Genomic DNA, 20,597 nt, shown 5'->3' with positions numbered 1-20,597 from the left:
GCTACTCGAGACGAACTCGGGGGTCCACGATCGCGTACAGCGCGTCGGCAATGACACTGCCGGCGATCACGAGCACGCTGGCGATGACGACGGCCGCCGTGAGCAGCGGATAGTCGCGCGTCCCGATCGCCTCCACCGTAAGTAGCCCCATCCCGGGCCATGAGAAAATTTTCTCCACGAACACCGATCCGCCGAGCAGGACGGGCAGCGCGAGGCCGAACAGCGTGATCACGGGGAGGAGCGCATTGCGCAGGATGTGGTGCAGGAGCACGCGTCGTTCGCTCACACCTTTGGCGCGCGCCGTTAGGACGAAGTCTTCGCCGGCGACGTCGAGCAGCGCCGCGCGCTGAAAGCGGGCGATCGCGGCGGCGCTCAGGAGCGCGAGCGTCGACGCCGGCAGCACGAGGTGCCAGAGGCGGTCCCCGATACGCTGCCAGAATCCGTAGTACGGATACATGATCGGGTCGAACATGCCGGTCACGGGAAACACGCGCCACACGAAGGCGAAGAGGAAGAGCAGCATGAGGGCGAGCCAGAAATCCGGCATCGAATAGAAGAAGAGCGATCCGATGCCCAGCCCCCAATCCAGCGGTCGCCCGCGGTGGCGCGCCTGGATCAGGCCTAACGCAATGCCGGCCGCGAACGCGAGCACGAGTGCGACGCCCATGAGCAGCAGCGTGTTGGGCAGGGCCGATCCGATCACTGCGCTCACCGGACGCCGGTGCGGGAACGAGAAGCCGAAATCGCCGTGCGCCACCATCACCAGCCAGTGTCCGTACTGCGCCGACAACGGCTGATCGAGGCCGTAGAGATGCCGGTAGTGCGCGCGAACGGCGGGCGGTGTGAGGGGGCTGTCGAGCGATGCCGCGATCGGATCGCCCGGCGCCAGGTGCAGCAGAAAGAAGGTAGCGGTCGCGACGAGCCAGACGATCAGGACGCCGTGGCCGGCGCGTCGCAGCAGCAGCCGAAGCACGTCAGCGTCCGGCGCGCGCGCGCCGCCGGACGCGGCTCACCGCGACCTGCGCAGCGCTAGCGTTGGGCTTCCGCGAGACGGACCTGGTCGCGCGCGATTCGCTCGTCGGATGGGATGTACCATTGCGAGATGTTAGCAAACCACTCGTCGGCGCGCATGTCCACCGGGTGAATGCGTTTCTGCACCGCGGCCACCGTCGCCGGCTCCCAGAGCCAGATCGCCGGCGCGTCCTCGTTGAGCATGCTGTACGCGCGAAAAAAATACGCCTTGGCGCGCGTTTCATCGAATTGGGCAATCGCCGTGTCGACCAGCGCGTCGAACTGCGGATTCTCGTACGATCCGGCGTTGCCGCCATCCTTGGCCTTTGCGGCAGCGACGCTCCAGCCCTGCACGATCGAGCTCGGATTGCCGTCTGACTGCATGGCCTCGATCAACGTTTGGAATTGACGCGACTCGCTGCGCTGGCGGAAGGTGCCGATGTCCACGGTCTCGATGTCGGCGCGCACCCCGACATCGTGAAACATCGCCTGGAGCAGCACCGCCGTCTGCATCCGCACGGCGCTCGACGTCGGGACGAGCATGCTGAACCGGAGCGGCACGCCGTTCCTGGTCCGAATGCCATTCGCCCCGGGTCGCCAGCCGAGCGCGTCGAAAATGCGGCGGGCGCTGTCCGGGCTGTAGGGCAGCTCGGCCACGGTGCTGTCGAAGTAGGGCAGCGCGCGCGTGTAGGGACCATACGCCACCGTGCCTAACGAATCGAACACGCTCCTGGCGATGCTGCGCCGATCGATCGCCATCGTCAGCGCCCGCCGCAGCGACCGATCCGAGAAGAGCGCGTTGGGCCGCGATCGATCGTCCGGGTCGCGCTCGTTGAACAGCAGATAGCCGTACGCCATGGATGGGTACGGCACCAGCTTGACGTTAGGCGTGCGGCCGACCCGCGGGATGTCGGGCGGTTGGACGAACTCCAGGAAGTCCGCGTCGCCCGACATGAGGCGCACGACGGTCGCGCTGTACTCGGGCGCGACACTCCAGATGAGCCGCTCGAGACGCGGCCGACCGCGGTGGTACGAGCTGTCGGCGCGCAGCTCGATCGTCTGGCGCGGCACCCAGTTCACGAACTCGTATGGACCGCTGCCGATCGGATGGCGCGAAAACGACGCGGACTGGAGCTGCGACGGATCCGTTCCGGCCAGCGCGTGCCTGGGCAGGATGCGCATCTGGTAGGCGGCATCGTAGAACTGTCCCGGATAGCGCTTCTTGAACCAGAACACGGCGATCGAGGAATCCGGTGTGCTCACGGAGTCGATGTTGGCGAGCAGCGGCGCGACGAACGAGCCGGTCTTCGGATTCGTATAGAGTTGGAACGTGAACTTCACGTCGCTCGAGCGAACGGGTACGCCGTCGTGCCAACGAGCGGCGGAGTCGATGTGGAATCCGAGCGTGGTCGAATCGCGGCCCCATTGCCACGAGTCGGCGAGCTCGCCCGTCCAGCCTTTGTCGCCGATCGGGTCTAACGTTGGTCCTGGCTTCGCGAGGTTCTCGAAGACCAGACCGTCCACCTCGTAGCTCGTCGCGTTGACCGTGATCGGCGGCATGAGCGCGTCGGCATCGATGCCCACCGCGATCACCATGGTGCCGCCGTATTCGCTGTTCCCGGTCCGCGCCCGATCGCCACGCTGGCACGCGAGGACCGCGATCAGAGGAAGCAGGGACGAGGCAGCGTGGGGCGTTCGCATGAATGGGGATCGGGCGAGAGAGGGAGGATTCCGCATCGGCGCCCAGGGGCGCGCGGCAACGGAAAGACGATCAGTTCAAGGAGATGATTCGCTTTCGCCCTCCTTCTGACGACGTCGAGGCGGCCCGGCGAGCCCAGCCGTACACCCGCCTCATGACACGGTGGCAACAATGGGGACAAGACGCCGGTGGGGCAAGGAAAAGTTGTGCAGCCGGATCGAACGGAGAACGGCCCGGATCGCTCGGCTGCTCCGCGCTGGGTCCATCGAGCCTGGTGAGCATCACTTCGTTGTTTGTTGAAAAACAACAAAGAGCAGCGAGATACGACGAGGCTGCCCGGGTCGCCGAACGGGCGAGATGGAATTTCCCCTGACGGTATGCCAGATTTGGGTGCTGCGACGCGGGCCGACGGTGACCCGCGCCCTATTCACGTGACCGACACGACCGAGCGCCCGCAGGCGCCGAGGCATTCATGACCACGACGATCGCACCGGTATCGCTGACCGATGCCGACAGCTTCATCCCTCGCCACATCGGACCGACGGACGACGACGTCCGCGCCATGCTCGAGGTCCTGGGCTACGAGTCGCTCGATGACTTGATGGACGCGACAGTGCCGGAGGCGATCCGCCTGCGCCGGCCGCTGGCGTTAGGCGAGGGCAAGAGCGAGACGGCGGCGCTCCGAGGATTCCGCTCGGTGGCGTCGCGCAATCACGTCTTTCGATCGTTCATCGGACTGGGCTACTACAGCTGTCTGGTGCCGCCGGTGATCCAGCGCAACATCCTCGAGAACCCGGCCTGGTACACGGCCTACACGCCGTACCAGGCCGAAGTGGCGCAAGGCCGGCTCGAGGCGCTGCTCAACTATCAAACGATGATCATCGACCTTACCGGTCTGCCGATCGCCAATGCGTCGCTGCTCGACGAGGCAACGGCGGCGGCCGAGGCGATGATGATGTCGCATGCGATCAAGGGAGCGGCGGGCAAGAACACGTACGTCGTGTCCGAGGAGTGTTTTCCGCAGACGATCGAAGTGGTGCGCACGCGGGCGCGGGCGCGCGGGATCACCGTCATCGTGGGGAACCACCGCACGGCGACGTTAGGCAGCGACGTGTTCGGCGCGCTGGTGCAGTATCCGACCGCGGACGGCGCGGTGGTCGACTACCACGCGTTCGCCGAGCGCGTCCACGCGGCAGGCGGGCTGCTCACCGCCGCCGCCGATCCGCTCGCGCTCACACTGCTGGCGCCGCCGGGCGACTGGGGCGCAGACGTGGCCGTCGGGTGTACGCAGCGGTTCGGCGTTCCGTTAGGCTTTGGCGGACCGCACGCGGCGTACTTCGCGACGCGCGACGAGTTCAAGCGCCAGATTCCGGGCCGCATCATCGGCGTCTCGCGCGACAGCGAGGGCCGGCCGGCGCTGCGCATGGCGCTGCAGACCCGCGAGCAGCACATCCGCCGCGAGAAGGCGACGAGCAACGTCTGCACCGCGCAGGTGCTGCTCGCGGTGATGGCCAGCATGTACGCGGTGTGGCACGGGCCGGCGGGTCTCGAGCGCATCGCGGCACGCGCCCACCGCTTCGCCGAGACGGTCGCCGAAGGGTTGCGGCGTCTGGGCTACGGCGTCCGGCACGACGTGTTCTTCGACACGGTCTGCGTCGAGTTGCGCGACCACCGCCTCGCCGACGTGCTGCGCGAGGCGCGCGCCAAGCAGCTCAACATGCGCGTGATCGACGAGCACACCGTGGGCGTCGCCATCGGCGAGAGCACCCTCCTCGAGGACGTGAACGATCTCTTCGCCGTATTCAACTGCGGCCTGCGGCCGGAGTTCACCGCATCCGACGTCGCCGAGAGCGTGGATGACCGGTTCGACGAACGCTTCGCGCGCACCACGGCGTACCTCACGCATCCGGTGTTCAACAAGTACCACTCGGAAACCGAGATGCTGCGCTACATGCGCAAGCTCGAGTCGCGCGACCTGTCGCTCACCCATTCGATGATTCCGTTAGGCTCGTGCACCATGAAGCTTAACGCGACCGCCGAGATGCTGCCGATCTCGTGGCGCGAGATCAACCGGCTGCACCCGTTCGCCCCCCGCGAGCAGACCGACGGCTACTCGGTGCTGTTCGAGCGGCTGGAGCACGCGTTGGCGGAGATCACCGGATTCCCGGCCGTGTCGCTGCAGCCTAACGCTGGGTCGCAGGGCGAGTACGCGGGCCTGCTCGTCATCCGCGCCTACCACGAATCGCGCGGCGACGGGCACCGCGACGTGTGCCTCATCCCGCAGTCGGCGCACGGCACCAACCCGGCGAGCGCGGTGATGGCCGGCATGTCGGTCGTGGTCGTGCGGACCGACGAGCGCGGCAACATCGATCTCGCCGACCTCCGGGAGAAAGCGGCCGCCAATGCGCCGCGCCTCGCCGCGCTCATGGTGACGTATCCGTCCACGCACGGCGTGTTCGAGGAAGGCATTCGCGACCTCTGCCAGATCGTGCACACGAACGGCGGGCAGGTCTATATGGACGGCGCGAACATGAACGCCATGGTCGGCCTGTGCCGGCCCGCCGACATCGGCGCTGATGTCTGCCACCTGAACCTGCACAAGACCTTCTGCATCCCGCACGGCGGCGGCGGTCCCGGCATGGGGCCCATCGCGTGCGCCGCGCATCTCGCGCCGTTCCTCCCGGGCCATCCGCTCGTGCGCGTCGGCGGCACCGAAGCGATCGGCCCGGTGTCGGCGGCGCCGTGGGGCAGCGCGAGCATCCTGCCGATCTCGTACATGTACATCGAGCTGATGGGCGGCGAAGGGCTAACGCGGGCGTCGAAGGTCGCGATCCTCAACGCCAACTACATCGCCAAGCGTCTCGACGAATATTATCCGGTGCTCTATCGCGGCAGCCATGGCACCGTCGCACACGAGTGCATCATCGATCCGCGCGCATTCAAGCAGAGCGCTGGGGTGGACGTGGAAGACATCGCCAAGCGGCTTATGGACTACGGCTTCCATGCGCCCACGGTCTCGTTCCCTGTCGCAGGTACGCTCATGATCGAGCCGACCGAGAGCGAATCCAAGGAGGAGTTGGATCGCTTCTGTGATGCGCTCATCTCGATTCGTGAAGAGATTCGCGACATCGAAGAGGGCCGGGCGGATCGCGCGGACAACCCGCTCAAGAACGCGCCCCACACGCTCGAGCGGGTATTGTCGTCGGATTGGTCGCGGCCGTACACGCGCGAGCAGGCGGCGTTCCCGGCGCCGTGGACCCGGGAGTGGAAGTTCTGGCCGTCCGTTGGGCGCGTGGAGAGCGCGTTCGGGGACCGGAATCTCGTGTGTTCGTGCCCGCCGATCGAGGAGTACGCCTCGGAAACGGCGTAGCGATCTAACGCGGAAACACCACGGGCCCGCGGCTCAGCCGTGGGCCCGTGCGCATCGGCTCCCGCTTATTCGCCGATGTGCTTCTTGTATTCTTCGGGACCGAGCAGCTGGTCTTGCTCGCCCGCATCCTTCACGCGCAGCCGAATCATCCAGCCTTCACCGTAGGGATCGGTGTTCACCAGCGCCGGTTCCTTGTCGAGCCGCGCATTCACTGCTTCGACCGTGCCGGCAAGCGGGGAGAACAACTCCGAAACGGCTTTCACCGCTTCGATCGTGCCGAAGACATCCATCCGGCCGAACGATTCGCCGACCTTGGGCAGCTCGACGTACACCACGTCGCCCAACTCACCCTGCGCATAGTCGGTGATCCCGATCTGCACGACATCGGAGTCGGCGAGCTTCTTCACGAATTCGTGTTCTTCGGTATAGAGCAGGTCGTTTGGAATGTTCGACACGAGCGCGCTGCCCAAAGCTGAAGTCGCGCGAAGTCTACCGGCGAGGCCGGAAGGCGTCAAGCACGGTGCTCCATCCGAGACGGGCATGCCGCTCTGTTTCCACTGGCATAGCGCGCCCGGTTCGGCTCGCCTCACTGTTCGTACGCAGGGTTGCTACCATGGTCTGCGATGCAGCGTTATGAGCGTCACACTCGTGGAGACAGTGTGAGGTGACGTCGCGATGTCCTCGCCGATGCTCCGCTGCGGCGCTTCGGTTATCAAACGTCCAGGCATGGCTAACGGGATGGGCGCCGTCAGTCGCCGCGGATATCCGCGGGCTCGAAAGGGACCGATCGATCGGCACGTCTAGCTGGATAACAGGAGTCTTTTTCTTGTTGCTCTGCCCGTCGTGTCCGTGCTTTGTCCGCGTCTTCATGAGCGTAGATGCTTCCGTTGGGCCGTCCACCGACGACCGATGTGGCCGACTGATTCGAGTCCCGTAGAGCGCGCGGTCTGCCGAGCCAAAGCCGGCATCTACGCTCATGAAGACGCGGACAAGGCACGGACACGATGGACACCGCACGGACCGCTTGGCTGCACACGACCAACGCGTTGACAGGCGGTCGGTCGAGCCGCGCGCCTAGTTGGTGAACGAGAGCGCCGTTTTGGGTGTCGCGCAGCATGTGTGTGCGCTGCAGCCGAGCGTTCCGCGCGGCTGACCGATTCCAACGGCTGGTTGGGGAGCGCAACTGGCAGCGGTGCGTCGGCTTGTTGCTTCGTTACGCCTACCTCAGTTAGGCATACGCGTACGATGTCCATTCCCGGGCGCGATCGCCGCTAACGCAATCTGATGAGGTCGCCGCGGCAACGCTGGCTCCAACGCGCCGTTGGCGATCAGGCCAGAGCGGTCTCCTGAGCGCTCGGGTCACGCGCGATCTCCTCCCACACTTCGCCCACACGCTCGGCCAACTGTTCGCGCGTCCCCGCATTCTCGATCACGAAGTCCGCGCGCGCCCGCTTGAGCTCGGCCGGCATCTGCGCAGCAATCATCTGCACCGCTTCTTCGTGCGACAACGCACGATCGCGCATGAGCCGCTCCAGTCGAATGGGACGCGGTGCGTCGACCAGGATGATGCGCGCGAACGATTCCGCGAGGCGGCGCTCGAACAGCAGCGGAATGTCGCACACCACCACGCGATCGCCGCGCGCCGCGGCGGCCGCGATTTCCACGTCGCGCAGTCGCCCAACTTCGGGATGCACGATCGCATTGAGCGCCTCGAGCTCGTCGGGCCGGTCGAATACCACGTGACGCAGCGCCGCGCGATCCAGCGAGCCGTCGGGCGACAACACGCCCGTCCCCCACCGCGCAACGATCGAGCGCAATGCAGACGTGCCCGGTTCGACTGCGCGACGCGCCAGAACATCCGCGTCAATCACCGTCGCACCACGCGCGGCAAACAGTTTCGCGACCGACGACTTGCCGCTCGCGATGTTCCCGGTGAGACCGATGAGCATCATCGATGCACCCTCGGACGCGTCCTCGTCGCCTGAATGTGCGGCGCCGACGTGCGCCGATCAGCTGCCGGCAGCGGAACACACGACGCCGTCGGCACGGAGCACCGAACACCGTTCCCCGGATTGCCGACGAAGTCTACCGGCACCGCGACAACCATCGTGCTGCTGAATGCAGCCGGCCTCTTGCACGCGAAGTGCGCCGTCGTCAAACCCGGCGGTCCGGCACTGCCGCAGGTGAACGCCCATGTCTCCCCGGACGATGTCTCGTTGAGGAAGACGAGCTCGAGACTATCCACCTGTGGATTCACGTTGACCAGAATCGAATCGGCGGTGGTGTCGACACTCAAACTGTCGAGGAACACGTCGCCGTTCGGGCCAAGCGCCGGCACCGAGTCCAGCGCGCTCGAGTTGAACTTCGAGTCGGACAAACTCACTGCGATCTCGTTCGCGCCGGCGAATGTCGTCTGAAACGCATAGAAGATTCCGTCGACCGTCGCCAGCGGCGGGAAGAACGTGTACGGCGACTCCATGTCCGGATTGCCGTTCACGAAATCCGTTGCCTCGAGCGATGTGAGATCGCCATCGCGGTCGCTCCCGATCAGATGGTAGCGAATCAGTCTCGACTCGACGACGCGTGCGGTGTCGAGTGTCGTGATCACCGGTGAATTATTACCCGCGGTGAGCACGACTGGTTGGGCAGCGACGACCTGACCGGGCCGAACCACCATGGTGCCAAGGAACTGCTGGTCCTGCACCGCGCCGTTGTTCAGCAACTCGAGGCTGACTTCGATCTCGCAGAACGGTCCCAGATCATCGGGTGGGAATCGATTGATGCACGATGACAGATCGAACTGAACCGTGAGATTCTGCGTTGCCGACGTGACAGGGAACGTGCCGTTGAACAGCGAGTCGAGCGCTTCCTCCGAGTCCGAGACGAACGATGCGATCGACACACGGATCGCTTCGCCGGGCGTGCCGTTCTGGAATTGGACGCTCAGCGAGACGCTGCCGGCATGCGGCTCCACGGGTGCGTCTTTCATGCATGCGGACGCGAGCAGCGCCACGGCGGCCACCCCGGATCGGGCGATTCGGTTCATGTCGAGCGTGTGTTGGTCATAGGTCGAGACGAGCGGCCAAGGTAGGGCAGGTCGCGTCTCGCTGTCAACCGGCCGCAACCAGAACGTATGAGTGTTCTAACGTTCGCGCAGCTACAGCAGCGGCACCTGTTCTTCGTCGCGACGGGGAACCTGATGACAGTGTCTGCAGCGCGCCTCGTACGACTCGTGTCCGCCGACCATGATGGTGGGCGAATCGTAGCGGGCCGGTTTGCCCCCCAGGAGTCGCTGATTTCGACTCGCTGCTCCGCCGCAGATAACGCAGATCGCGTGCAGTTTGTCGACGACCTCGGCAACCGCCATGAGCTGCGGCATGGCGCCAAATGGTTCGCCGCGGAAATCCGTGTCGGTACCGGCGACTATGACGCGAATGCCGCGCGCGGCGAGCACGGTTGCGAGCTCGACGATACCCGCATCGAGAAACTGCGCTTCATCGATCGCAACGACATCGACGAGCGGACTGATGCGCTGCGCGATCTGCAGGGATGCATCGACGGGCTCCGCGTCGACACTCCGGCCGTCGTGACTGACCACAGTGAGCGCGCCGTTGTATCGATCATCCAGGTGCGACTTGAACACTTGCACTTTCTTCCTGGCGATGATCGCGCGACGCACGCGCCGAATGAGCTCTTCGCTCTTGCCGCTGAACATCACGCCCGCGATGACTTCGATCCATCCCGAGCGCATCTGTCCGGGAAGAGCGCCCAGGTCGCTCACTCGTCGCGGCGTCGCGAGGGTCCGCGATCGCGCGTGCCGGGGCGTCGCGGGAAACTGCCGCGGGGACGCCCAACGGAGCCGCCGGCTGCGCCTCGTGCCGGACGTTCGCGGCGTTCCCCCCGGTCGCGCCGTTCGCCGCGCGCCGCGCCGTCGCGCGGCGGGCGCTCGCGGTCGAGTCGCGCGTTCACGCGGCGACCGCGGATGTTGACGCCGGCCAGCGCTTCGATCGCGCGTGCGGCGTCGGCGGCATCCAGCTCGACGATCGAGTGGTTCTCCCGGATTTCGATGCGGCCGATGCGCGATCCGGCCAGACCCGACTCGTTGGCGATCGCGCCGACGAGATCCCGGGCCGACACGCCGTCGCGTTCGCCGACGTTGATGAAGACGCGCGCCGGGCCGCCGGTCGGGGCGCTCCGCCGCGTCGGCGCCTCGCTGCCCGGCGCTGCGTTAGGAACGGCGTTGGGCACAGCGTTAGGCGCCAGGTTGGGCGCAGCGTTGGGCACGGCCGGCGGACGACGCCGCTCGCGCTCCAGCACCACCAGCGCCGCCGCCGCCACCGACGCGGCATCGAAGTCGCCGAACAATGGCTCGATCGCCAGGAGCTCCCGCACCGGCAGCCCCGCCGCCAGCACCGCCCGCAGCTCGTCCCGCACCCGCTCGTCGCTCGACCGCGCCGCCACAATCGACACATCGAGCGAAAATGGCGACAACTGCGCGCCGCCGGCCAGCGATACCAGCGCCGGCAACTGCCGCGGCTCCACCATCGCCACCACCTGGTTCGGCGCCGATGCAGCAAGCGCCTCCAACTCCGACCGGGACGGCGGCAGATCGTATAAAACTACGAGCGCCGCCGATGACGGCGCCTCCCGCACCACCCGCACCGCGTCGTCCTCGCCGTAGCCCAAGGTGCGCAGCACGTCCCGCACCTCGCGCGCACTCTCCGCAGATCGGATGAAAATCGCCGCGCTCGGTGCATCGAGTGCATCCAGTACGCCGCGCAGCGCAACGCCGCGCACATCGGCGCCCCGACCCGTCACCACGTACCGGACCGCGAGCGATACCGGCGCCTCGGACATCTCCACCGCTGCCACCCGGCGCGGACGACGAGCATAACGCTCGACCAGCGCTTCGACCTCCGGCGTGACCCGCGTCGCCACCACCGTGCGCGCCGAATCCTTCGGCATCTCGCCCATGAGCGCCTCGAGCGCCGGCGTTCCACCCAAGTCCACCAGAAGATCAGCCCACGCAATCACCACCGCCCGCACATCGTCGAGCTTGAGCGCCGCACGCCTCACCAACCCCAACAGCTGATCGCTCGGGCCAACCACAATTGGCGCCTGTCGCGCCGCAAGCAATCGCGCCGCTCGCGCCGCACTCGTCGCGACCACGGCGCGCGGGGCGTCCACATCTGCACCCGATTCCAGGATGGCCCGGCCAATCGCCACCGCACTCTCGCCGTCGGACGTAATCACAACGGCGCGCGGCCCACGTATCACCTGATCCGCTGTCTCGAGAGCACCAATCTGCTCGAGCACCGGGCCCATGAACTCGCCAATGGCCGCCGAATCGCCCGGCAGCACGTACATGACATTCTGATTGCGCGAGACATTCACTCGCTCGCGCGCCGGTTCCGCGTTCCCATGCTCCAAGACGTCGCTCCTCGAATTTTCAATGGCGTCACGAGTGCGACGCAACTAAAGTATAGCAGACGAGCCATCCGCCCTCCAACACAGGAAGTCGCAGTGCCCGAGATGACCGTTCGCCGCGCGTTCGTGCCGTCGCCGAACATCGCCCAGCTCAAAGAATCCGCCACCATCGCCGTCTCCGCTCGCGCGAAAGCGCTGCGCGCGGCAGGACGCCGCGTCATCGACCTGGGCGCCGGCGAACCGGATTTCGACACGCCCGAATTCATTCGTCGAGCAGCGCAGCGAGCCATAGATGCCGGCGCCACCCACTACACAGCCACCGAAGGAATCTTGCCCCTGCGCGAAGCTATCGCCGCGCAAGCCAACGCCGACTATCGCGGTGACGATCGTGTGACGCCTGGTGATATCGTCGTCTCAACCGGCTCCAAGCAATCACTGTTCAACGCGTGCTTCGTACTGTTCGGACCCGGCGACGAAGTGCTCATCCCCACGCCAAGCTGGACGAGCTACTACGAAATGGTCACGCTCGCACGCGCAGACGCAGTGCCGGTCATGGGCGACCCGGACAACGGCCTCAAAGTGAACGCGGAATCCCTCGCCCAAGCGGCAACACCGGCAACCAAGGGAGTCATGCTCAACTCCCCGTGCAATCCGACCGGCGCCGTGTACGATCGCGCTGAGCTCGAATCCATCCTCGCCCTCGCCGATGAACGCGGCTGGTGGGTCATTAGCGACGAAATCTATCGGCGCATCGCGTACGCCGGTGTCGCAACGTCCATCCTCGAAGTGGCGGGCGCGCGAGACCGAGTCGTCCTCGTCGACGGCGTCGCCAAAGCATACGCAATGACCGGATGGCGAATCGGCTGGGCCATCGCTCCCCGACCCGTCGCCCAAGCGATGGGCGCACTACAGTCGCACACCACGTCTAACGCAGCGGCGGTCTCACAGCACGCCGCCCTCGCGGCGCTCTCCGATCGCGCCCGGGCCGACGAAACCATTGCGCACATGGTCGGCGAGTTCGAGCGACGCCGCGATGCAGCGCTCGCCATGCTCGCCGGCGAGCCGGGCATCGGCGTCATTCCGCCCGACGGCGCATTCTACCTGTACCTCGATGTCAGCGCGACGCGCGGTGACTCACGCACAGGCGCAGGCAGCGCCTTCGCACAGCACCTGCTCGAACATCACGACGTCGCAGTCGTCCCCGGCACGGCATTCTACACGCCCGACTGGGTGCGCCTCTCCTACGCCGCGCCACTCGACCAAGTGGTCACAGGCGTGCAACGCACCGTCTCGGCCTTCCGCGAAATGATTTCATAACGACTCGCAATCGAATGATCCTCTAGTCACGGCGCGAGGAGACGATATCTTAGCGCGAGAGACGCGCCCTCCGCAGCAATTCGGTGAAGCATAAGCGGGCCGTCGCTAACGCCTGCGCAGGAGGCCCGAGTGAACGTCACCGTGCAGATCGAACCAGCCACCGACATTCCCTCGGCCGTCGAGTATCGCTGGGATACGGACACCGCGATTCTGACCGCGAGTCTCGCAGATTCAACGTTCGCTCACGGCGCCTCAGGCTCCGTCGAGCTCGCCGGATCCGATGGCTCGTGGGTCATCCTCGATGTGCGCGGCGGTCGAATCCACGGCGTCGAAGTCGCGGTGTGGCCCGACGTGAAGAAGCTATCGTCGCTGCGCGTGCCCGCCGACACATCCCGCGGCCGGTTGCTTGTTCCATCCGCTGGATCCAAAGGCGGCGTCGCAATGATGCAGATGGACACGACACTGATCGCCGAATCCGATCAGTCCGAACAAACCATCCACTTCAGACTCGGCGCCGGCCGCCTCGCACGCACCGTGTGCATCGCGCGCGATATCCTGGTCGATCTCGACGACAACGACACCATCCGCGGCATCTGGCTGCTCAACGTACCACCATTCCCCGGCGACGAATGATCACCACGATCGTGCTCATCAAGTGCGATCCCAAAGAGATCCCACACTGCGCCACACGATTGGCGGGAATCGACGGGGTCTCCGAGGTCTATTCGGTTTCGGGCGAGTGGGACCTCGTCGCCATCGTCCGCGTCCCAGAATACGAACGCATCGCGCAGGTCGTGACCGAGGAATTCGCAAAGGTCCCCGGCATCGATCGCACACAGACGCTCACCGCGTTCCGCGCGTACTCGAAAAGAGATGTGGAAAGCGCGTTCGGAGAGTGACAGCAAAACGGCCGGAAACACTCGGCCGTTAGATCAATCCAGGCACCACTTGGTGCGCGTCCGATACGTCTCGTCCCACTTCCCATCTTTCCACGAAAGCACGGACAGGAACGTATCACCGCCGAACATCCAGCCTTCGAGGAAGATCTCGTCAACACCATCGCCGTTGACATCGAGATGGTCGAAGTAACGGCGGAAACTCGAGGACGCCAACGGACCCTGCACGCGATGCGTGTACGTCGGATGATACTCGGTTGCGTTCGAATCGCGGTCCGCGATCAAGATGAGATGCGTCGTCGTCTCCTGCGTCGACGCAGGATTCTCAGCCGCCGGATCGATGAACGCCGCCACGATCGTCGGCCACGGACCGTTCCCACTCGGGAACGCTACCGCGCGAAAGTCGAGGGAATCGAGCGTCACCTTCGAGATGCCAACCGTTTGGGCAACCTGCTCCCCAATCGCTCGCGCTATACGCTCCACATCCGCACTCGGCATCGCCTTCACGGCCCGAGCGTGGCCAAGCGCGGCACTCGATGCGAGATATTCTACCGTGAACGTCGACTTCGATCCCTGACCGGTCATGCGCACCGCAGCCATCGGCGTCAACAACTGACACCCAGGCAGCGAGTACAGCGCATCGTCCTTCTCCCACATTCCCCGACGTATGTCGACCGTCCCCGTCGCGCGACCATCCTCATACAAGGAGTACGACTTCGAGCTCCGCAGATACTCCGCATCTAATTGATGCCAGCCGACCGAATCGAGCACGATCTGCTGTAACTGGCCGCTTCTGATCGCCGCGATGGGAATGATGCGCGGATCCGTCGCGTCGCCGAACACCTCGAATAAGAGGTCGGGATGCGAACGCACATCCAGCTCGGGACCCGACGGCGTGCTGTGCCGCGCGGCGCCAGAGCGCCGGGATGCATGCGCCTTGGAGCAAGCCGACACGACCAGACCGACAGTCGCGATCCGAGCCAGTTGTCTCACCACACACACGATGGAGTTGTTCACTGGGCGGGAATCCCGCGGTTGGGCGCGCGGGTCTCGGTTGTGCAGACGCAGTAGCTATCTGGAAGTGCCGGCGCACGACCAGCCACCGGCTATGCAGATGGACGCGGAGCCGAGGCGCAATGCAACCGATGGCGCCGCGGCGCTTCGTAGGGCGGCGCCGCGAAGGCACACGGAGCAAACCAGCGTCCAACGGTGTACCTATCGCCTGTCATCAACAGGTCTTTACATGTCCTTTGCGAGGCGCGGCTGGCCGCGTGTTCCATCAGTTGGGCAGGCCACCGCGCGCCTCCGAATCGTTGCGCTCGGGCTCGCGTGCGCCCTCACACCCGGCGTCGCACGCGGCCAAACGTCCAACATCGTGCTCCGCATCAAACCCAAGGTCGGCGACACCCTGTACACCCGATTCGAGCAGGACGTGTCGATGAAAGGCACCGTCCACATCCACGGCGCGGACACCACGATGACCATGCACACGTCGCTGCTCCTCCTGTCACGGGTGTTAGTCCAGGGCAGCGACGAGACCGGCACTACCATCACCACCATCACGGATTCCGTCTCACTCATATCCGACGGGCAACCCGCGGAGCCCGAAGAAATTCGACGCGCAATGGAAGGCCAACGCGTGCGGCTGCACATCGCTCCCGATGGCTCAGCAGCGGTACTCGAAGTGCCACCGCAACTCTCCGCCGACATCCGCGCAGTCGTCTCAGGCATGCCGGCCACGCTGCCCGATCGCCCAGTGAGCGTGAATCAAACCTGGCAGCGCCAGACGTCACTCCCCGTCGTCGGTGACTCCAAGGGCTACGCCGCCGTGCTGCGCGCCACCTACCGCCTCGATTCGCTCTCGAGCGACGGCACACTCGCGTTCGTGTCTATGGAAGGCACCATCACACGCGACCCCGGCGCTCGACCGCGCTCGAATGGTCTCCGCGTCAGCTCTTCGGGTAAAGTGAAGGGCGTGCTGTGCGTCGACCGACGGCGCGGCTGGTGGATCGACGCCCGCGCGACGATTGGTCTCGTGTCCACGCTGGTCCCCGCCGCAGGAGCGAGCGCCACCCCCGTGCGAATGCAGACCGATATCACACAGCACATGCACACCGCGAGCGTGCACTGAGCACGCACCTCGGCTAGTCCCCTCTCTGCTGTAGCGGTAGCTTTCGGCGTGCGCCTCGTACACCTGGCCGACTTGCACCTCGGTTTCCGGCAGTATCACCGGCTCACGCCCGAGGGAATCAACCAGCGCGAGGCCGACGTCGCGTTCGTCTTCTGTCGCGCGATGGACCGCGTGATCGCGCTCAGACCCGATGTAGTGCTCATCGTGGGCGACGTGTTTCACTCCGTGCGCCCGATGAACGCCGCCATCATCGAGGCCTTCTTCCAGCTCCAACGCGTACGACTCGCCTTGCCCGAAACCGAGGTCGTCATCGTGGCCGGCAACCACGATCGGCCGCGCGCCAGCGAAACGGGAAGTATCCTCGAGCTGTTCCGGCGCATCGACGACTACGTCCACGTCGCGACCACGAACCTCGAGCCGATTCCGCTCAGGCTGCACGACCTCTCGGTGCTCCCGGTCCCGGACCTGCCGGCTGGGGCACCGCTGCCGGAGTTCCAGCCGGACTCGAGCAGGCGGTACAACGTCGTCGCGATGCACGGCGAAGTGGAAGGCATGCTTCCGCCTAACTTGGCCTATCCGGACAAACCGTCCCGGCCGGTGCCGATCGAAACGATCGGTCCCGAGCGGTGGAACTACGTGGCCCTGGGGCACTACCACGTACATAAGAAAATGGCCCCGAATATGTACTACTGCGGCTCGCTCGAATATCTCCCGCCTAACATGTGGAGCGAGATGTACGAGGAGCGCGCAGCCGGCGTGCCGGGGAAGGGATTTATCGAGTACGACCTCGACGCCGGCACGCATCGGTTTCACCCCATCGCCGGTGCCCGCCGGTTGGCCGAATTGCCGTCGATCCTGGCGCGTGGGCTGTCGGCGGCGGATGTGGACGCCGCGATTCGCGAGCGCGTGGACGCGTGCGAGGGCGGTATCGACGACCGCGTCGTGCGGCTCGTGCTCCGGGAGGTGCCGCGCCACGTGGTGCGCGAGCTCGACCACCGCGCGCTGCGCGAGTACAAGCGCCGAGCATTGCACTTTCATCTCGACGCACGGAAGCCGGACACCGTCCGGCTGACGCTGAACGCCGCCGGCGGCCGCCGGGCCACGCTGCGCGAGATGGTGGAGACCTACCTGGGCCGCCGGCCGATCGAGTCCGATCTCGACCGCGCCGCGCTGGTTGCGTTAGGCCTGGAGTATCTCGACGCCGCCGACGGGGCGTCCGAGCAGGCGTGGGGCCCGGCGGCCGCCGGCCCGGCGGCGGACGGACCGCGGTAGTGCGCCTCAACCGGATCGCCCTCGCGAACTTCCGCCAGCACGCGGACACCCGGATCGACTTCGACGCCGGCCTGACGGGCATCATCGGGCCTAACGGATCGGGCAAGACGACGATCCTCGAGGCGCTCGCGTGGGCGATCTACGGCAATACCGCGGCGCGCGGTACGCGCGAGTCCATCCGCTTCAACCGCGCCGCGCCCCGCGCCACCGTGCGCGTCGAGCTCGACTTCGAGATGGCCGGCCACCGCTACCGCGTGGTCCGCGGTCTCACCAACGCCGAGCTCTATCTGGACGGCGCGGCGACGCCGATTGCGAACTCGATCAGCGGCGTGACCGAGATCCTCACGCGCAAGTTGGGCATGACGCGCGACGAGTTCTTCAACACGTACTTCACCGGACAGAAGGATCTGAGCGTGATGGCGGCGATGAAGCCGACGGAGCGCGGACAGTTCCTCTCACACGTGCTGGGGTACGAGCGGCTGCGCGATGCCCAGAAATTGGCGCGCCTGCATCTCACCGAGCTCCGCTCCCAGATCACCGGCATCCAGCAGGGCATGCCGGACGCGGAGCAGGTGGCGAAGCAGCTCGACGACGCGCGCCGGCGTTTGGCGTCCACGCTTCGCGCCGCGCAGGCGGCGCGGGAGGTGCGAACGCGGGCGCAGGCGGCGTTCGACCGTGTACGGCCGCGGTGGGAGCTCGTGCAGCGCGAGCGCGACGCGCTCCAGGCCCTGCTCGCCGAGCTGCGAGGTGCGGAGGGCGAGGAAGCGGGTCTCGCCCGTGACGCCGAGCGTCTGGCCCGGGAGTTAGGCGGAATCGCGTCGGCGAAAGCCGAGCGTGAGGCGTTGGCCGCCGAGCTCATTCCGTATGCCGCGCTGCACGCCGAATTCCAGCACCTCGAACTGCTGGCGCGCGAGGATGGCAAGCGGCAGTCGCTCGTCGCATCGCGCGCGCTGCTCGAGGACGAGTTGGCGAAGCTGCACGAGCGTCGGGCGCGCCTCGACACCGCACCGCGTCTCGAGGAGGAGGCAACGGTCGCGCTCGAGGAGAAGCGCGCATCGCTCGAGCAGTTGGATGGCCGCGTGGAGGCGCGCCGCACCGAGTGGGTGCGGGACCGTCAGGAAGCGGAGACCAAGCGCCAGGCGTTGCGCGACCAGTACGCTGAGCTCAAGCAACAGCGCGACCGGCTTGCCGCCGCCGGAGAAGATGGAGCCTGTCCCACGTGCGCACGCCCGCTCAAGGGCACGCTGCGTCTGGTGCTGGAGTTGCTCGACGGTCAGCTCGAAACGGTGATGGTCGACGGCAATTACTACAAGGGCCGGATGGAGCAGTTGCTCGAGATGCCCGCCGATCTTCGGGAGATGGACGAGCAGCGCCGCGCGGCAGCCGATGAGGTGAAGGCGCTCGAGCGGCGGCTGTTCAAGGTGCAGCACGCGGTGCAGGAGTTGGCACAGTTAGGCGGGGAGACCTCGGCCAAGAGCGATCGCATCGCCGCGCTCCGCAGCGAGCTCGAGACCATTCCCGCCGGATACGATGCCGAGCGTCATGGCGTCGTGCGCCGCGAGCTCGATCGGTTGATGCCGCTCGATGCCAAGGCGACGCGGCTCGGCGCGCAGATCGAGCGGGAGCCGGCGTTGCTGCGCGAGCGCGCGCAGCTGCATGACGCCGAAGCGGCCTTGCGCGCGCGCATCTCGGATCTCCGGGCGCGGCAGGCGGCGCTCACGGTGTCCGAGCACCAGTACGCGGCGCTGCGTGACGAGCATGCCAAGGCCGCCGCCGACGTGCACGCGTCCGAGCTCGCCGCCGCGACGGCCGAGAGCGAGCTCGCGTCGGCGGAGGCCGCGGAGGCGCAGGCCAGGCACGCGGCGGCCGAGCTCGAGGAGCGGAAGCGATTGTTAGGCGAGCTCAACGTGCGTCGACGCCTGCACGAGGAGCTCGACCGCGCGTACACCGATCTCCGCAATTCCCTCAACTTCCAACTGCGCCCCGAGTTGTCCGAGTTGGCGAGCGGGTTCCTCGATGACCTCACGGCCGGCCGGTACACGGAGCTCGAGCTGGACGACCAGTACAACATCGTCGTGCTCGAGGATGGCGTTGCCAAGCCGGTGATCTCGGGCGGCGAGGAGGACCTTGCCAACCTGGTGCTGCGGCTGGCGATCTCGCAGATGATCGCCGAGCGTTCGGGGCAGCCGTTCTCGCTGCTCGTGCTCGACGAGATTTTCGGATCGCTCGACGACGCGCACCGCACGAGCGTCCTGGAACTGCTGCGCGGGCTGCACGACCGGTTCGAGCAGGTGATTCTCATCACGCATATCGAGTCGGTGCGCGACATGCTCGACCAGGTGGTGACGGTGCGCTACGACGCGGCGACGGGCGCGTCGGTGGCGAAGCGCGACGACCGGCAGTTGCCTAACGGCGGCGGCCCGGCGGGCGCGCCGGAGCTCGCGGCCGCGGGAGCGGCAGACTGATGGCCGTGGCGCGGTCGTGGCGGACGGGCCACCATCCCGAGGGGCCGCATCGGGCGCGCGTCGAGGACATTCCGGCGCTCAACCAGGTGTTCAGCGACAGCTTCACGGAACGGTATCGCCGGGACGGCATGGTCGGCGTGCGCGTGCCGTACTTGAATCCGCTCATCTGGCGCTACGCGATCGAGGACGCAGGCGCGGGTGCGCTCCTGTGGCGCGACGAGCGCGGCGAGATCGTGGCGTTCAACGTGGTGCACTGTTCGGGCAGCGAGGGGTGGATGGGTCCGCTGGCCGTGCGGCCCGAGAGCCAGGCGGCTGGAGTGGGGAAGGAGATCGTGCGGTCGGGCATCGCGTGGCTCGAGCGGGCGCGCGCGTCCACGGTGGGTCTCGAGACGATGCCGCGGACGATGGACAACATCGGCTTCTATTCCTCGCTGGGCTTCGTGCCGGGCCGGTTGACGATCACGGTAACGCTGGATGGCGCGCACGCGGAGCACGCGCCGCTTCTGTTAGGCAGAATGGCCACGCGCGACCAGCACGAGGCGTTGGACGAATGCCGCGCGCTCGTCGACGGGTTGCTCGCCGGCTACGATTTCACGCGCGAGCTGGTGCTGACGGAAGAGCTGGGGCTGGGCGACACGGTGCTGTTCCGCACCGGCAGCCGCCTGACGGGGTTCGCGCTGTGCCATACCGCTCCGTTAGTCGAGGGCCGGTCGCGTGAGGAGACGCGCGTGCTCAAGCTCGTGCTTGCCCCGGGCGCCGATCTGGGCGGCGCCGTGATCGCGCTCGCCGATTACGCGCGGCGCAGCGGCACGCGCCGCGTGGCCTTCCGGTCGCAGACCGACTATCTGCATGCCTACCGCACGCTGATATCGTTAGGCGGACGGGTGCGCTGGACCGACCTGCGCATGACGCTGGCCGAGCATCCGGAGCCGGTGGCGGCGGAAGGCGTGGTGTGGAGCAACTGGGAGATTTGAGCGGCCGGGACCGTCCGCCCGAGTCGGCCTAACGG

At 66.4% G+C, this 20,597-nt stretch carries 16 protein-coding genes; 8 read left to right on the top strand and 8 right to left on the bottom strand.

Going from position 1 to position 20,597, the window contains the following annotated elements; all coding sequences use genetic code 11:
- Window position 1: 1 nt before the first annotated feature.
- Window positions 2-973 (bottom strand): ABC transporter permease, encoded by a 972-nt coding sequence (locus tag VFW04_11115; GenBank protein HEX5179874.1) that lies wholly within the window; start codon window positions 971-973, stop codon window positions 2-4.
- 56 nt (window positions 974-1,029) lie between these two features.
- Window positions 1,030-2,712 carry a peptide ABC transporter substrate-binding protein gene (locus VFW04_11110; GenBank protein HEX5179873.1) on the bottom strand — a complete coding sequence of 561 codons (1,683 nt, stop codon included), beginning with the start codon at window positions 2,710-2,712 and terminating at the stop codon, window positions 1,030-1,032.
- Window positions 2,713-3,182: 470 nt separating this feature from the next.
- Between VFW04_11110 and gcvP the strand changes: the two genes are divergently transcribed.
- Window positions 3,183-6,080 (top strand): aminomethyl-transferring glycine dehydrogenase, encoded by a 2,898-nt coding sequence (gcvP, locus tag VFW04_11105; protein ID HEX5179872.1) that lies wholly within the window; start codon window positions 3,183-3,185, stop codon window positions 6,078-6,080.
- Window positions 6,081-6,145: 65 nt separating this feature from the next.
- Here the strand turns inward: gcvP and gcvH are convergent, their stop codons facing one another.
- The 5 genes from gcvH to VFW04_11080 form a co-directional block, all read right to left on the bottom strand.
- On the bottom strand, window positions 6,146-6,535 hold the full coding sequence (gene gcvH, locus VFW04_11100) for a glycine cleavage system protein GcvH (GenBank protein ID HEX5179871.1): 390 nt from the start codon (window positions 6,533-6,535) through the stop codon (window positions 6,146-6,148).
- 873 nt (window positions 6,536-7,408) lie between these two features.
- On the bottom strand, window positions 7,409-8,032 hold the full coding sequence (coaE, locus tag VFW04_11095) for a dephospho-CoA kinase (protein HEX5179870.1): 624 nt from the start codon (window positions 8,030-8,032) through the stop codon (window positions 7,409-7,411).
- On the bottom strand, window positions 8,029-9,126 hold the full coding sequence (locus VFW04_11090) for a hypothetical protein (GenBank protein ID HEX5179869.1): 1,098 nt from the start codon (window positions 9,124-9,126) through the stop codon (window positions 8,029-8,031). Before VFW04_11090 ends, coaE begins: the two co-directional genes overlap by 4 nt.
- A gap of 111 nt (window positions 9,127-9,237) precedes the next feature.
- The gene (locus tag VFW04_11085) at window positions 9,238-9,861 is read right to left on the bottom strand and encodes a thymidine kinase (GenBank protein HEX5179868.1); all 624 of its coding nucleotides are present in this window, start codon (window positions 9,859-9,861) and stop codon (window positions 9,238-9,240) included.
- Window positions 9,858-11,474 carry a DEAD/DEAH box helicase gene (locus tag VFW04_11080; protein ID HEX5179867.1) on the bottom strand — a complete coding sequence of 539 codons (1,617 nt, stop codon included), beginning with the start codon at window positions 11,472-11,474 and terminating at the stop codon, window positions 9,858-9,860. The genes VFW04_11085 and VFW04_11080 overlap by 4 nt, the downstream gene beginning before the upstream one ends.
- A gap of 138 nt (window positions 11,475-11,612) precedes the next feature.
- Here VFW04_11080 and VFW04_11075 point away from each other — a divergent pair, with 138 nt between their 5' ends.
- From VFW04_11075 to VFW04_11065, 3 genes are all read left to right on the top strand, one after another.
- Window positions 11,613-12,824: a pyridoxal phosphate-dependent aminotransferase gene (locus tag VFW04_11075; GenBank protein ID HEX5179866.1), complete on the top strand. Its 1,212-nt coding sequence runs from the start codon at window positions 11,613-11,615 to the stop codon at window positions 12,822-12,824.
- Window positions 12,825-12,953: 129 nt separating this feature from the next.
- Entirely contained in the window at window positions 12,954-13,457 is a 504-nt protein-coding gene (locus VFW04_11070; GenBank protein HEX5179865.1) for a hypothetical protein, read from the top strand.
- Window positions 13,454-13,723, top strand: coding sequence for an Lrp/AsnC ligand binding domain-containing protein (locus VFW04_11065; protein HEX5179864.1), 270 nt, complete (start codon window positions 13,454-13,456; stop codon window positions 13,721-13,723). The genes VFW04_11070 and VFW04_11065 overlap by 4 nt, the downstream gene beginning before the upstream one ends.
- A 33-nt stretch (window positions 13,724-13,756) precedes the next feature.
- Here the strand turns inward: VFW04_11065 and VFW04_11060 are convergent, their stop codons facing one another.
- Window positions 13,757-14,593, bottom strand: coding sequence for a hypothetical protein (locus tag VFW04_11060; GenBank protein ID HEX5179863.1), 837 nt, complete (start codon window positions 14,591-14,593; stop codon window positions 13,757-13,759).
- Between the two features lie 370 nt (window positions 14,594-14,963).
- Here VFW04_11060 and VFW04_11055 point away from each other — a divergent pair, with 370 nt between their 5' ends.
- The 4 genes from VFW04_11055 to VFW04_11040 are packed head-to-tail and all read left to right on the top strand — an operon-like array spanning window position 14,964 to window position 20,562.
- Window positions 14,964-15,851, top strand: coding sequence for a hypothetical protein (locus VFW04_11055; GenBank protein HEX5179862.1), 888 nt, complete (start codon window positions 14,964-14,966; stop codon window positions 15,849-15,851).
- 48 nt (window positions 15,852-15,899) lie between these two features.
- Window positions 15,900-17,123: a metallophosphoesterase gene (locus VFW04_11050; GenBank protein ID HEX5179861.1), complete on the top strand. Its 1,224-nt coding sequence runs from the start codon at window positions 15,900-15,902 to the stop codon at window positions 17,121-17,123.
- Window positions 17,123-19,588 carry an SMC family ATPase gene (locus tag VFW04_11045; GenBank protein HEX5179860.1) on the top strand — a complete coding sequence of 822 codons (2,466 nt, stop codon included), beginning with the start codon at window positions 17,123-17,125 and terminating at the stop codon, window positions 19,586-19,588. Before VFW04_11050 ends, VFW04_11045 begins: the two co-directional genes overlap by 1 nt.
- On the top strand, window positions 19,588-20,562 hold the full coding sequence (locus tag VFW04_11040; protein ID HEX5179859.1) for a GNAT family N-acetyltransferase: 975 nt from the start codon (window positions 19,588-19,590) through the stop codon (window positions 20,560-20,562). Before VFW04_11045 ends, VFW04_11040 begins: the two co-directional genes overlap by 1 nt.
- Window positions 20,563-20,597 lie beyond the last annotated feature (35 nt).

The sequence above is a fragment of the Gemmatimonadaceae bacterium genome (assembly GCA_036273715.1).
Classification (GTDB): domain Bacteria; phylum Gemmatimonadota; class Gemmatimonadetes; order Gemmatimonadales; family Gemmatimonadaceae; genus JADGGM01.
The sequence above is the reverse complement of the archived record's forward strand: the minus strand, read 5'-3'. Positions and strand labels throughout refer to the sequence as shown.